This window comes from Micromonospora sp. NPDC000089 (genome assembly GCF_042899365.1).
GTDB lineage: Bacteria > Actinomycetota > Actinomycetes > Mycobacteriales > Micromonosporaceae > Micromonospora.
The window spans coordinates 460,951-474,810 of record NZ_JBIAZT010000003.1 but is presented as its reverse complement, the minus strand read 5'-3'; the positions used below and the strand labels follow the sequence as shown (position 1 = coordinate 474,810).

Annotated in this window: 11 protein-coding genes; 4 read left to right on the top strand and 7 right to left on the bottom strand. The window is 72.5% G+C overall.

The genetic code is table 11. From position 1 onward, the window contains the following. Window positions 1-68 precede the first annotated feature (68 nt). Together ACFY3U_RS08905 and rarD are read left to right on the top strand one after the other, a co-directional pair. Entirely contained in the window at window positions 69-557 is a 489-nt protein-coding gene (locus ACFY3U_RS08905) for a GNAT family N-acetyltransferase (protein WP_387197269.1), read from the top strand. Beyond that, window positions 554-1,495: an EamA family transporter RarD gene (rarD, locus tag ACFY3U_RS08900; RefSeq protein WP_387197266.1), complete on the top strand. Its 942-nt coding sequence runs from the start codon at window positions 554-556 to the stop codon at window positions 1,493-1,495. Before ACFY3U_RS08905 ends, rarD begins: the two co-directional genes overlap by 4 nt. A 125-nt stretch (window positions 1,496-1,620) precedes the next feature. On the opposite strand, the gene ACFY3U_RS08895 is transcribed toward rarD, so the two are convergent. Together ACFY3U_RS08895 and ACFY3U_RS08890 are read right to left on the bottom strand one after the other, a co-directional pair. Beyond that, entirely contained in the window at window positions 1,621-2,355 is a 735-nt protein-coding gene (locus ACFY3U_RS08895) for an anti-sigma factor family protein (RefSeq protein ID WP_387197263.1), read from the bottom strand. Beyond that, window positions 2,352-2,846 carry a sigma-70 family RNA polymerase sigma factor gene (locus ACFY3U_RS08890; protein WP_387197649.1) on the bottom strand — a complete coding sequence of 165 codons (495 nt, stop codon included), beginning with the start codon at window positions 2,844-2,846 and terminating at the stop codon, window positions 2,352-2,354. Before ACFY3U_RS08890 ends, ACFY3U_RS08895 begins: the two co-directional genes overlap by 4 nt. A gap of 237 nt (window positions 2,847-3,083) precedes the next feature. Between ACFY3U_RS08890 and ACFY3U_RS08885 the strand changes: the two genes are divergently transcribed. Then, on the top strand, window positions 3,084-5,210 hold the full coding sequence (locus ACFY3U_RS08885; RefSeq protein WP_387197259.1) for a PhoX family protein: 2,127 nt from the start codon (window positions 3,084-3,086) through the stop codon (window positions 5,208-5,210). Window positions 5,211-5,298: 88 nt separating this feature from the next. Here ACFY3U_RS08885 and ACFY3U_RS08880 read toward each other — a convergent pair whose 3' ends face one another. Next, window positions 5,299-6,081, bottom strand: a complete 783-nt coding sequence (locus ACFY3U_RS08880) for an IclR family transcriptional regulator (RefSeq protein WP_387197257.1) — start codon at window positions 6,079-6,081, stop codon at window positions 5,299-5,301. Between the two features lie 158 nt (window positions 6,082-6,239). Here ACFY3U_RS08880 and ACFY3U_RS08875 point away from each other — a divergent pair, with 158 nt between their 5' ends. Further along, window positions 6,240-7,424 carry an MFS transporter gene (locus ACFY3U_RS08875; protein ID WP_387197254.1) on the top strand — a complete coding sequence of 395 codons (1,185 nt, stop codon included), beginning with the start codon at window positions 6,240-6,242 and terminating at the stop codon, window positions 7,422-7,424. Window positions 7,425-7,551: 127 nt separating this feature from the next. Here the strand turns inward: ACFY3U_RS08875 and ACFY3U_RS08870 are convergent, their stop codons facing one another. The 4 genes from ACFY3U_RS08870 to nuoL form a co-directional block, all read right to left on the bottom strand. Continuing rightward, window positions 7,552-8,628 carry a polyprenyl synthetase family protein gene (locus ACFY3U_RS08870; protein WP_387197250.1) on the bottom strand — a complete coding sequence of 359 codons (1,077 nt, stop codon included), beginning with the start codon at window positions 8,626-8,628 and terminating at the stop codon, window positions 7,552-7,554. A gap of 91 nt (window positions 8,629-8,719) precedes the next feature. Further along, on the bottom strand, window positions 8,720-10,273 hold the full coding sequence (gene nuoN, locus ACFY3U_RS08865; RefSeq protein ID WP_387197247.1) for an NADH-quinone oxidoreductase subunit NuoN: 1,554 nt from the start codon (window positions 10,271-10,273) through the stop codon (window positions 8,720-8,722). A gap of 27 nt (window positions 10,274-10,300) precedes the next feature. Next, the gene (locus ACFY3U_RS08860; RefSeq protein WP_387197244.1) at window positions 10,301-11,833 is read right to left on the bottom strand and encodes an NADH-quinone oxidoreductase subunit M; all 1,533 of its coding nucleotides are present in this window, start codon (window positions 11,831-11,833) and stop codon (window positions 10,301-10,303) included. 61 nt (window positions 11,834-11,894) lie between these two features. Beyond that, window positions 11,895-13,853 (bottom strand): NADH-quinone oxidoreductase subunit L, encoded by a 1,959-nt coding sequence (gene nuoL, locus ACFY3U_RS08855; protein WP_387197242.1) that lies wholly within the window; start codon window positions 13,851-13,853, stop codon window positions 11,895-11,897. Window positions 13,854-13,860 lie beyond the last annotated feature (7 nt).

Below are 13,860 nucleotides of genomic sequence, written 5' to 3'. Positions count from 1 at the left end.
CGACCCGCGGTCCAGCTGCCGGGAATTGGCTACTGGGGGTTGGGACGGTCGCGGCTAGCGTGACGAGGGTGTTCACCCTGACCCGCGACGACGGTTACCTGATCAGCACCGACCCGGGGCGGCTCGACCTGGACCGGGTGCACCACTGGCTCAGCACCGACGCGTACTGGGCGCTCGGGCGGGACCGGGCGACCGTGGCGCGCGCCTTCGCCGGCTCGATCGGGTACGCCGTGCACCGCCCGGACGGCGGCGGCCAGGTGGCGGTGGCCCGGGCCGTCACCGACGGCGCCACCTTCGGCTGGCTCTGCGACGTGTACGTGGCCCGCGAGGAGCGCGGCCGCGGGCTGGGCGGGTGGCTGGCCGGCGCGGTCCGCGACCACCTCGCGTCGCTCGGCGTACGACGGATCCTGCTGGCCACGCTGAACGCCCACGGGGTCTACGCGAAGCTCGGCTTCACCGGGGTCGACCCGGGCCACTTCATGCAGCTCGACCAGCGGGTGAGCCCGGTCGCCGGAGAGGGCCCCGACCACGGTCGGGGCCTTACGGTGCAGGCGTGAACCAGACCCGGCTCGGTTACCTGTACGGCGTCGCGGCGTACCTCATCTGGGGTTTCTTCCCGCTCTACCTGAAGCTGCTGCGACCGGCCGGGCCGATCGAGATCCTGGCCCACCGGATCGTCTGGTCGGTGGTCTTCGTCGCGCTGCTGCTCGCCGCGCTGCGCAACGTCGGCTTCCTGCGGGCGCTGGCCCGCCGGCCCCGCACCCTGGCCGGGATCGCGGTCGCCGCTGCGCTGATCGCGGTCAACTGGGGCACCTACATCTACGGGGTGAACTCCGACCGGGTGGTGGAGACCGCGCTCGGCTACTTCATCAACCCGCTGGTGTCGGTGCTGCTGGGCGTCTTCGTGCTGCGCGAGCGGCTCCGGCCGGCGCAGTGGGCGGCGCTGGGCGTCGGCGCGGCGGCGGTCGCGGTGCTCACCGTGGACTACGGCCGGCTGCCCTACCTGGCGCTGACCCTGGCGGTCAGCTTCGGCGGCTACGGCCTGATCAAGAAGCGGCTGGCGCTGCCCCCGGCGGAGGGGCTCTTCGTCGAGTCGGCGGTGCTGGCGCTGCCCGCGCTGGCGTACCTCGGCTGGCTGGCCCGCGGCGGGAACTCGACCTTCGGGCACGTCTCGGCCGGGCACACGGCGCTGCTGGTGCTGGCCGGCGCGGCCACCGCGATCCCGCTGCTGCTGTTCGCCGGTGCGGCCAACCGGCTCCCGCTGTCCGCGCTGGGCATGCTGCAGTACCTCGCGCCGATCCTCCAGCTCGGCTGCGGCGTGCTGATCTTCCACGAGCCGATGCCGCCGGCCCGCCTCGCCGGCTTCGCGATGGTCTGGCTGGCCCTGGTGATCTTCACCGCCGACGCCCTCCGCCACACCCACCGCACCCGCTCCCACCCCCGCCCCCGCCCCGAAACCCCAACCCAAACCCACCTCCCCACCCCCACGCACTGACCCCAATCCCCCGGCGATCTTGCACTTTGTGCCCGCGAAAAGTGGCTTATGCACCTTTCGCCGGGGCAGTACGTGCAAGACCGCCGGAGGAGAGGAGAGGGGAGGGGCGGGGGGCGGGGGCGGGGTTAGCGGACGGTGTAGGTGAGGACTAGCGTGCCGTCGGCGCGGATCAGGTCGAGGCGGGTCAGTTCGGCGTCGGTGAAGCGGCTGCCGCCGGTCAGCCGGAGGTCGTCGCCGGGGCCGGCCAGCCAGGACGCCATCTGCTCGGCCGTCCCGTCCGACCCGTGCGCCACCAGCCGGAACCCGTACGCCTTGTGGTAGTCGGCGTCGTCGTCGTACCAGCAGTGCATGGTGACCTCGGTGCCCCACTCGGTGCCGAGCAGGCCGACCTCCGCGTGCACCCTCGACGTCGCGGCCACCGGTCGCATCGCGGCCAACCGGATGGTCGACCCGGTCGACCCGGTCGACGGCGCGGGGGCGGCCTGCCCCGGGGGGCCGCCCGGCGCGACCGGGCGCAGCACGCCCGCCGTGCCCACTCCGAGCAGCACCGCCAGCACGGCGGCGGCCAGCGCGGTCAGCGCGTACCGCCGGCGGGTGGCCGACCGCTCGCGGCGCCGATGGTCCCGGGCGGCGTCGAGCAGCACGGGCAGCCGGGTCGGGTCCGGCGGCGGCGGGAGGAGTTCGTCCAGCGCGGCCGGGTCCAGCCGGCCCAGCAGCCCCGGCAGCACGGCGATCTCGGCGACCGCCTCCCGGCAGGCCGGGCAGCCGGCCAGGTGCCGTTCGTACGCGGCGCGGTCGGCGGGGGACAGGGCGCCCAGCACGTACGCCCCGTCGTCGTGGGCGAACTCGCAGCAGCTCATCCGGTCACCCCCATCTCGGCCAGGGCCAACCGTAGTGAGCGCAGTGCGTAGTGGGTGCGGGACTTGACGGTGCCCGGCGGCACGCCCAGCCGGGCGGCCGCCTCGGCCACCGAACGCCCCTGGTAGAAGCACTCGACCAGCACCTCGCGGTGGGTGGGGCTGAGCCGGTTCAACGCCTCCGCGACGGTCCACGCCTCGACCGCGCGCTCCGCCTCGTCGACCACCGGCGGCGGCTCGGGCAGGTCGTCGGTGAACACCTCACCGACCCGGGTGGACCGGCGCCGCCAGGCGTCGATCGCCAGGTTGCGGGCCGTGGTGAACAACCAGGCCCGGACGGAGCCGCGGCCCGGGTCGAGCGACTCCGGGTGGCGCCAGGCCCGCAGCAGGGTCTCCTGCACCAGGTCCTCCGCCCGGGTACGGTCGCCGTTGACCAGCCGCAGGGCGTGCGCGAACAGCGCCTCCGCGTGCTCGTCGTGCAGCGCGCGCAGCAGTTGGGCGTCGTGGTCGCTGATGGCGGTCTCCTCCGCTCCGGGCGGCGGGTCGACGATGGGTGCTCATTCCTGGATACGCGCGCCGGGGTGGATCGGTTCACCGCCCCCGCCTCGACGCGCGGGTGTTCACGCCCGATTCACACCGAGGCAGATGGTCGCTCACCCCGGCCCCCTAGCGTGCGGCGGGTATGCGTGCCGGACGGCACCGACCGTCTCTCCCCCAGGAGGCTCCAACCCATGAGCGACCGTCCCCGGCTGCTCCCCCTGCTCGGCGCCAAGCGCCACGCCAACCGCGACGCGATGACGTGCCTCTACCGGTGCGGCAACGCCTGTGACCACCCGGTGCCGAACGGGTCGGACAACCCGTACTTCGGTGACATCGTCGACGCGGAGATGTCCCGTCGCGGCGTCGTCCGGGCCGGCGCCGTCGGCGCGCTGGTGCTGGGCTTCGGCGGCGCCGCCGCCGGTGCGCTGGCCGGCGCCGCCCCGGCGTCCGCCGCGCCCGCCACCCCGGTCGTGCCGGAGGTGAACGGCTTCGGCCGCCCGCAGACGTCCCCCGGCACCGGCGCCCTGACCTTCAAGCCGATCCCGCCGAACCAGCTGGACACCCTGGTCGTCCCGAACGGGTACGACCACTCCGTCGTCATCAAGTGGGGCGACGAGGTCGTCCCCGGTGCCCCCGAGTTCAACCTGCACGGGCAGAACGCCGCCGCCCAATCGAAGCAGTTCGGCTACAACAACGACTTCGTCGGCGTCCTGCCGCTGGACAGGAAGGGCCACCGCGCCCTGCTCGTGGTCAACCACGAGTACACCAACGAGGACCTGATGTTCCCCGGCTTCACCGGGCTGGACAACCTCACCGTCGAGCAGCTGCGCACCGCGATGGCGGCGCACGGCATGTCCGTGGTGGAGCTGGAGCGGGTGGGCGGCACCGGCGAGTGGCGTCCGGTCGCGAAGGGCCACCGGCCGTACAACCGCCGGGTCACCGCGCTGAGCACCAGGTTCGAGCTGACCGGCCCGGCCGCCGGCTCGGCCTGGCTGCAGACCGCCGCCGACCCGAAGGGTCGTACGGTGATCGGCACGCTGAACAACTGTGCCGGCGGCGTCACCCCGTGGGGCACCGTGCTCTCCGGCGAGGAGAACTTCAACCAGTACTTCGTCGGTGGCGACGCGGTCGCCGAGGCGGATAAGGCCAAGCTGGCCCGTTACGGCATCAGCACCACCGCCCGCTACCCGAGCGGCAACCGCAAGTGGGACCGCGCCGACGAGCGCTTCGACCTGGCCAAGAACCCGAACGAGGCGAACCGGTTCGGCTGGATCGTCGAGATCGACCCGTTCGACCCGGAGAGCCGCCCGCGCAAGCACACCGCGCTGGGCCGGCTCAAGCACGAGGGCGCCAACGTCATCGTGGCGAAGAGCGGCCACGTGATCGCGTACATGGGCGACGACGAGCGGTTCGACTACCTGTACAAGTTCGTCTCCGACAAGAAGTACATGCCGGGCAACTCCTGGGTGGCCCGCAACCACAACCTGACCCTGCTGGAGTCCGGCACGCTCTACGTGGCCCAGTTCGAGCAGACCAGTGCGGGCGAGATCGACGGCTCCGGCAAGCTGCCCAGCGACGGCGCGTTCAACGGCCGTGGCCGGTGGATCAAGCTGGTCAGCGGCAAGAAGTCGTACGTGGACGGGATGACCGCCGCGGACGTGCTCACCTTCACCCGGCTGGCCGGCGACAAGGTGGGCGCGACCAAGATGGACCGCCCGGAGGACGTCGAGCCGAGCCTGCTCACCGGCAAGGTCTACGTGGCGCTGACCAACAACACCGACCGGGGCAAGGCCGGCAAGGCCCCCGCCGACGAGATCAACCCGCGCAACGCCAACAAGCACGGGCAGATCCTGGAGCTGGTCGAGGACCGGGGCGACAACGCCGCCGAGACCTTCGCCTGGTCGCTGCCGATCGTCTGCGGCGACCCGACGGACCCGTCGACCTACTTCGCCGGGTACGACAAGAGCCAGGTCTCCCCGATCTCCTGCCCGGACAACGTCGCCTTCGACGCCACCGGCAACCTCTGGATCGCCACCGACGGCAACGCGCTGGGCAGCAACGACGGCCTCTTCGCCACCGCCGTCGAGGGCCCGGAGCGGGGTCACCTCAAGCAGTTCCTGACCGTGCCGTACGGCGCGGAGACCTGCGGCCCGTTCGTCACCGGCGACAACCGCTCGGTCTTCGTCGCGATCCAGCACCCCGGCGAGATCAGTGGCGCATCGGTCGAGAAGCCGGCGTCGACCTGGCCGGACGGCGACTACGCCAAGCCGGGCGTGGTGGTCACCTGGCGCCTCGACGGCGGCCCGATCGGCAGCTGACGTTCCACCCGGCGGTCCGGCGCTGGACCGCCCACCAGGGGCCCCTTCCGTACGGGAGGGGCCCCTGCGCGTTTGCGGACCGGCCGGCTCAGATCTCGGTGGCGATGCCGTCGGCGACCGTACGCGCGACGGTGAGCAGCTTCGCCCGGACCACCCGGGCCGAGGTCATCATCTCGCTGGCCGGCAGCGCGCAGGCCAGCACCACCCGGCGTTCCATGTCCTTGTCCGGGGTGACCAGCACCGCGGCGCAGGCCACCCCCTGCCGGAACTGCCCCAGCTCCAGCTGCATGCCCCGCCGGTCCCCGGCGGCCAGGTCGGCCTCGAACGCCTCGGAGCTGGTCAGGGTGGCGGTGGTGAACGGCCGCATGCCGTACTCGCGCAGGTAGCGGAAGCGCTGCTCGGCGGTGAGGGTGGCCAGCAGCGACTTACCCAGGGCGGTGGCGTGCGCGCCCTCGTCGAACCCGGGGACCAGGTCCTCCAGGTACGGCGAGCGGTGGCCCTCGGCGACCGCGGTGAGCGCCACCTGGCCACCCACGAACCGACCCAGGTAGTGGCTCCAGCCGGTGTCCACCGCGGCCCGGCGCAGCGTCTCGCCGACGGCGGGCGGCCCGCGGAAGGCGGTCACCAGCTCGCGGTACCGGTCGGCGACCTCCAGCCCGACGATGTACGTGCCGTCCTCGCGACGGATCACGTAGCCCTCGTACGCCAGGGTGCGGACCAGGTGGTACGTGGTGGCCACGGTCAGCTCGCAGCGCCGGGCGATCTGCTTGACGGTGAGCCCCTTCGGGGCACGACCGACCGACTCGAGCACGCGCAGCGCGCGGGAGACGCTCCGGATCAGGTCCGAAGGCTCCGCCAGGGGGTCGCGCACAACCACCTCCGCAGCCAGGGACTTACACCATATGAAATTCGGCCGGGCGACGGAACGCCCGATCGGGTGGAGGATCGCAGATCAGCCGCCGCCCGGGCGGGTCGCCGCGCTGACACGCCGAACTGTCGGCAACGAGACTCGCGTAGGTTGGCGGCACGATGACCGACACCGCGCTCACCCCCTCCCCGAGCCGGCCGGCCGTCCGCCCCCTGCGGGCCGGCGCCGGTGCCGTGGCCACCACCATCGCCTCCGTGCTGCCGGTGTTCCTGGTCGGCGGGCTGGCCGTGCAGATGGGCACCGACCTGGGCTTCTCCCCCACCGGGTTGGGGCTGGCCGTGTCGATCTACTTCGGCGTCAGCGCCCTGGCCTCGGTGCCGTCCGGGCGGCTCGTCGAGCGGTACGGCCCGGCGGTGGTGGCCCGCGCCGGCATCCTGCTCGCCGCCGGCAGCATGCTCGCGGTGGCGGTGCTGGCCCGGTCGTACCCGGTGCTGGTCGGCCTGCTGGCGCTGAGCGCCACCGCGAACGCACTCGGCCAGCTCGCCAGCAACGTGGCGCTGGCCGAGCACGTGCCGCCCCGGCGGCAGGGGCTGTCGTTCGGGGTGAAGCAGGCCGCCATCCCGGTCTCCACCCTGCTGGCCGGCGCGGCGGTGCCGACCGTCGCGCTGACCGTCGGCTGGCGCTGGGCGTTCGTGGCCGCCGCGGGAGCCGCGCTCGCCGCGCTGCCCGCCGTACCCCCGGCGGAGGCCGGACCGGGTCGGCGGCCGGCACGGACGCGCGGCGGTGGGGCCACCACCGGCCTGGTGCTGGTCGGGGTGGCGGCGACGCTGGCGGCGGGCGCCGCGAACGCCCTGGGCACCTTCCTGGTGGACTCCGCGGCCGGCCGGGGGCTCGCCCCGGGGCTGGCCGGGCTCACCCTCACCCTGGGCAGCGCGGTCTGCGTGGCCGCCCGGATCGGCGGCGGCTGGCTCGCCGACCGCCGCAGCGGCGGCCACATCGCGGTGATCGCCGGGATGTTGCTGGTCGGCGCCGCCGGGCTGGGCCTGCTCGCGCTCGGCGGCGCGGCGGCGCTGGTGGTCGGGGTGGTGCTCGGCTTCGGCCTGGGCTGGGCCTGGCCCGGGGTGATGAACTTCGCGGTGGTCCGGCTGCACCCGACGGCTCCGGCCGCCGCCACCTCGATCACCCAGACCGGGGTGTACGCGGGCGGCTGCGTCGGCCCGCTCGGCCTCGGCGCGCTGGCCGGCCACGCCGGCTATCCGACCATGTGGTCCGTCGCCGCGATCGCCATGCTCGCCGCCGCCGCCCTCATGCTCCTGGCCAGCCGCCTCCTCCGCCCCACCCGCTGAGCGCGGCCGCCGTCCCCGGCGCTTCTGCTCGTCGATCTAGGGCCAAGTGTCGTGAGTTGATCTCCTCGAACGACAACAACCCCTAGATCGACGACACACGGGGGCGGGGGCAGCGCGCCCCGGGGGGTCAGCTGGTGCGGTCGGCGATGTGGTCGCAGAGGGATTCGAGGGCGCGGCGGGCCGGGCCCTGCGGGAGCGGGGCCAGGCGGGAGCGGGCGTCCTCGGCGTAACTGCGGACGGTCTCCCGGGCGCGCTTGAGCGCCGGCGACTCGCGCAGCAGGATGAGCGCCTCGGCGTGCAGCGCGTCGTCGACCAGCGGGCCGGTGGCCAGGATCTCGCGCAGCCGCACCGAGGCGGCGTCCGAGTCGTCGCCGGCCAGCGCGTACAGCACCGGGAGGGTCGGCACGCCCTCGCGCAGGTCGGTGCCGGGGGTCTTGCCGGACTGTGTCGACTCGCTGGCGATGTCGAGCAGGTCGTCGGAGAGCTGGAACGCCACCCCGATCGTCTCGCCGTAGCCGGCGAGCGCCTCGACGTGCTCCGGCGAGGCGCCGCCGAACATGCCGCCGAAGCGGGCCGAGGTGGCGATCAGCGAGCCGGTCTTGTCGGCGATCACGCCGAGGTAGTGGTCGACCGGGTCCTGGCCCTCACGCGGGCCGACGGTCTCGGCGATCTGACCGTGCACCAGCCGGGCGAAGGTGCGCGCCTGCAGGCGTACCGCCTCGGGGCCCAGGTCGGCCGCGAGGTCGGCGGCGCGGGCGAAGAGGTAGTCGCCCACCAGGATGGCCACCGAGTTGGTCCAGCGGGAGTTGGCGCTCGGGGCGCCCCGCCGCACGGCGGCCTCGTCCATCACGTCGTCGTGGTACAGCGTGGCCAGGTGGGTGAGCTCCATCACCACGGCGGCCGGGACCACCTGCTGACGCTCCGGATCGCCGAACTGCGCGCCCAACGTCACCAGCAGCGGCCGGAACCGCTTGCCGCCGGCCTCCATCAGGTGCCGGGCCGCTTCGGTGATCAACGGGTCGGCGCTGGACACCCCGGCCCACAGCTCCGCCTCGACGGAGTCGAGCAGCCCCAGCACGGACGCCTCGACGCGCGGATCCGCCAGGTGCACGCCGATCTGACCCGTGCCCGTCGAGCCCCGACGACCGCCGAGGCCGACGGCACCTGAACGCTCGCCCGCCGGATTCACCACACCATCAACCATGCCACACCCGTTCGACCTGCTCCGGCCCGGGGATACGGCCGCGGGGCCGGCGCGCCCAGCGCACCGGCCCCGCGGGGACGACCGGATCGGATCACCGTACGAAGGTCGCCGCGTCGGCCGCCAGGTCGAGCAGCGGCGACGGCACCACGCCCAGCACCAGCGTGGCCACCACGCCGATCATCAGCGCGGTGGCGGTCAGCCCACCCGGCACCGTGACGGTCGGGGTGCTCTCGCCCGGCTCGGAGAGCCACATCATCACCACGACGCGCAGGTACGGGAAGGCCAGCACCATGCTGGTCAGCACGCCGGCCACCACCAGCCAGGCGTGCCCGCTCTCCAGGGCCGGCCCGAACACCGCGAACTTGCTGGTGAAGCCGCTGGTCAGCGGGATGCCGGCGAAGGCCAGCAGGATGAAGGTGAAGATCGCGGCGTAGAACGGCGACCGGCGGCCCAGCCCGGCCCAGCGGGACAGGTGGGTGGCCTCCCCGTCGGCGTCCCGGACCAGGGTGACCACGGCGAACGCGGCGAGCACCGTGAAGCCGTACGCGGCCAGGTAGAACAGCGTGCCGGAGACGCCCGCGCCGGTCGGCGCGAGCACCCCGACCAGCAGGTAGCCGGCGTTGGCGATCGACGAGTACGCCAGCAGCCGCTTGATGTCGGTCTGGGTGACCGCCAGCACCGCGCCGACCAGCATGGTCAGCACCGCCACCGCGCCCAGCACCGGGGTGAAGTCCCAGGCGGCCTGGGCGAACGCCACGTGGAAGACCCGCAGCAGGGCGCCGAACGCGGCGACCTTGGTGCAGGCCGCCATGAACGCGGTGACCGGGGTCGGCGCGCCCTGGTAGACGTCCGGGGTCCAGACGTGGAACGGCGCGGCGGCGGCCTTGAACAGCAGCCCGATGGCGAGCAGCGCCATGCCGGCGAAGAGCAGCACCGGGCTGGCCGGGGACGCCCCGACGGCGGCGTGCACGGTGGCGAAGTCGACCCCGGCCGACCGGCCCGGAATGCCGGAGGTGAAGCCGTAGACCAACGCCACCCCGAACAGGAAGAACGCCGACGAGTACGCCCCGAGCAGGAAGTACTTCATCGCCGCCTCCTGGCTCAGCAGCCGACGGCGACGGGCCAGCGCACAGAGCAGGTAGAGCGGCAGCGAGAAGACCTCGAGCGCGATGAACATGGTGAGCAGGTCGTTCGCCGCCACGAAGATCAGCATGCCGCCGATCGCGAAGGTGGTCAGCGGGTACACCTCGGTGGCGCCGTTGCTGCCCTCGGCCTGCCGCCGGTCGTCGGCCGACTCGGCGGTCAGCGCGGCCTGCGCGACGAACGCGCCGCCGCGCTCGACGGTGCGCTCCCCGATCAGCAGCAGGGCCATCGCGGCGAGCACCAGGATCGCGCCCTGCAGGAACAGGGTCGGGCCGTCCACCGCGATCGCGCCGCCAGCGGTGATCAGCCGGTCGTCGGCGTTCAGCACCACCATCACCAGCGCGCCGAGCACCGCGAGCAGGGCGAGGGTGAGCTGGGTCAGGTGCCGCAGCCGGCGCGGCACGAAGGCCTCCACCAGCACGCCGGCCAGCGCCACCCCCAGCATGATCAGGATCGGGGCGAGTGCCGCGTAGTCGATCGACGGCAACGTGAGCTCAGACATGGGCCGGCCCTTCCTTAGCTGCGCTCATCACTTGGCGGCCTCCTGGACGTCGCCGACCGTCGGGGCGGGATCGGTCCGGCCGAGGTCGTTCATGGTCGCCTGGACGGCGGGGTTGATCACGTCGGTGACCGGCTTGGGATAGAAGCCGAGCAGCACGATCAGGGCGATCAGCGGCGCGACCACCACCTTCTCGCGCAGGCTCAGGTCGCGGCGCATGCCCTCGACCTTCGCCAGCTCGGGGTTGAGCGTGCCCTGGGTGGTGCGCTGCACCATCCACAGCACGTACGCCGCGGCCAGGATGATTCCGGCGGTGGCGATCACCGCGACCGGCTTGTTCACCGTGAAGGTGCCGATCAGCACCAGGAACTCGGAGACGAACGGCGCGGTGCCGGGCAGTGCCAGCGACGCCAGACCGGCGAAGAACAGCACCCCGGCCAGCAGCGGCACCAGCCGACCGGCGCCGCCGAAGTCCCGGATCATGGCCGAGCCGCGCCGGGCGATCAGCATGCCGACCACCAGGAAGAGCAGGCCGGTGGCGAGCCCGTGGTTGAGCATGTAGAGCACCGCGCCGGTGCCGGCCTGGGTGGTGAAGGCGAAGATGCCGACGCCGATGAAGCCGAAGTGCGCGATCGAGGTGTACGACACCAGCCGCTTCAGGTCGGACTGCCCGACCGCCAGCAGGGCCGCGTAGATGATGCCGATCACGCCCAGCGCCAGGGCCCACGGGGCGAACCACTTCGACGCCTCGGGGAACAGCGGCAGGCAGTAGCGCAGGATGCCGAAGGTGCCCACCTTGTCGAGCACGCCGACCAGCAGCGCGGCGGCACCGGCCGGGGCGGCGCCACCGGCGTCCGGCAGCCAGGTGTGGAACGGGAAGAACGGCGCCTTGATCGCGAAGGCGAGGAAGAAGCCGAGGAAGAGCCAGCGCCCCGTACCGGTGGAGATGTCCACCTTGGTCAGCGCCTCCCAGTCGAAGGTCTTCCCGCCGACCACCCACAGGCCGATCACCGCGGCCAGCATGAACAATCCGCCGACCAGCGAGTACAGGAAGAACTTCACCGCCGCGTACTGCCGCTGGTGGCCGCCGTAGCTGCCGATCAGGAAGTACATCGGCACCAGCATGACCTCGAAGAACACGTAGAACAGGAAGACGTCGGCGGCGGCGAAGACGCCGATCATCGTGCACTCGAGGACGAGCAGCAGCGCGAAGTAGACCGGCACCGACCGCTTGGACGACTCGGCGTCGTGCCACGACGCCAGGATCACCAGCGGCACCAGGATCGCGATCAGCATCAGCATGACCAGCGCGATGCCGTCCGCGGCGAAGGTGAACCGCACGCCCCAGGTCGGGATCCACGGGTACGACTCGTGGAACTGGAGCCGGTCGCCGCCCGCGGAGAACGTGAACCACATGACCACCGACAGCGCCAACACCAGCAGCGACCAGCCGAACGCCACCTGCTTGGCCAGGTCGGGCCGGGTGCGCGGCAGCAGGGCCACGACCAGGGCGCCGACCAGCGGCGCCACGGTCAGCACCGAGAGGAACGGAAAGTTGGACATTATGCGGCCTTACCTCCGTCGTGACTGCGTGGCCCGCCGGCGGGGGCGGAGTTGAGGTCGATCACGCCAGCCACCCCGCCTGCACGGCCAGGAACGCCGCCACCACCAGCAGCGCGCCGGTCAGGATCGAGGTCGCGTACGACCGGACGAAGCCGGTCTGCAGCCGCCGGAGCCGGCCGGAACCGCCACCGACGCCCGCGGCGAGCCCGTTGACCAGCCCGTCGACGCCCCGGTTGTCGAGGAACACCAGCGCCCGGGTGAGGAAGATGCCCGGCTTCTCGAAGACCGCCTCGTTGACCGCGTCGGTGTAGAGGTTGCGCCGGGCGGCGGTGACCAGCACCCCGGCCGGCTGCGGCGCGGTGGCCGTGCCGTTGCGGAACATCATCCAGGCCAGCCCGGCGCCGAGCACGGTGACCACCAGCGACAGCGTGGTGAGCAGCCAGTGCGGCAGGACCGCGGCGTGCTCCGCCTCCTCGGTGCCGAGCCCGGCGGTGGCGGTCAGCCAGTCCGGCACCGAGGTGGCGAGCAGGAAGCCGGCGCCGACCGAGCCGATGGCCAGCAGGATCAGCGGGATGGTCATCAGCTTCGGCGATTCGTGCGGGTGCTCGATCTCCTCGGTCCAGCGGGCCGGGCCGTGGAAGGTGAGCACGAACAGCCGGGTCATGTAGAACGCGGTCAGCCCCGCGCCGACCAGCGCGGCGCCGCCGAAGAGCCAGGCCGTCCAGTCCTCCCGCTCGAACGCGGCCACGATGATCGGCTCCTTGGAGAAGAAGCCGGAGAAGGGGAACATGCCGATGATGGCGAGCCAGCCCATCATGAAGGTCAGCCAGGTGACCTTCATGTACTTCGACAGGCCGCCGAAGCGCCGGATGTCCACCTGGTCGTGCATTCCGTGCATGACCGAGCCGGCGCCGAGGAACATGTTGGCCTTGAAGAAGCCGTGCGCCAGCAGGTGCACGATGGCCAGCGCGTACGCCCCACCGCCCAGCCCGACGCCGAGGAACATGTAGCCGATCTGGCTCACCGTCGACCAGGCCAGCACCCGCTTGATGTCGTCCTTCGCCGCGCCGATGACGCAGCCCATCAGCAGGGTCAGCGCGCCGACGCTCACCACCACCAGCTGCAGCGTCGAGTTGGCGGAGAAGATCGGGTTGGAGCGGGCGATCAGGTAGACGCCCGCGGTGACCATGGTGGCGGCGTGGATCAGCGCCGACACCGGGGTCGGGCCCTCCATCGCGTCCGGCAGCCAGGCCTGCAGCGGGAACTGACCGGACTTGCCGGCCGCGCCGAGCAGCAGCAGCAGGCCCAGGACGAGCACCGTGCCGCCGGCCAACGCGCCGACGCCGTTGAAGACCTCGTCGTACTGGGTGGTCCCCAGGGTGGCGAACATCAGGAAGATGCCGATGGCCAGGCCGGCGTCGCCGACCCGGTTCATCAGGAACGCCTTCTTGCCGGCGGTGGCCGCGCTCGGCCGCCCGTACCAGAAGGAGATCAGCAGGTACGACGCCAGACCGACGCCCTCCCAGCCGAAGTAGAGCATCACGTAGTTGTTGCCGAGCACCAGCAGCAGCATCGCCGCGACGAACAGGTTGAAGTACGCGAAGAACCGGCGTCGACCCTCGTCGTGCGCCATGTACTCCACCGCGTACAGGTGGATCAGGAAGCCCACCCCGGTGATCAGCAGGACGAAGACCGCGGCCAGCGGATCGAAGAGCAGGCCGAAGTCGACCCGCAGCTTCCCGACGGCGATGAAGTCCCAGAGGCTCAGCTCCACGGACCTGTTCTCCAGGCCGCGCAGCTGGAAGAACGAGGCGAGCCCCAGCACGAACGCGGCGCCGATGGCGGCCACGCCCAACCAGTGCCCCCAGCGGTCGGCCCGCCTGCCGAGCAGCAGCAGGATCGCCGCGCTCACCAGCGGGATCGCCACCAGCAGCCAGACGCTGCTCAGCAGGCCGGTCGCCGTGCCGTAGGCGACGGTCCCGGCGGGCTCCGCCTGGGCGTACGTCAGAATCTCATCCACCGCGGAG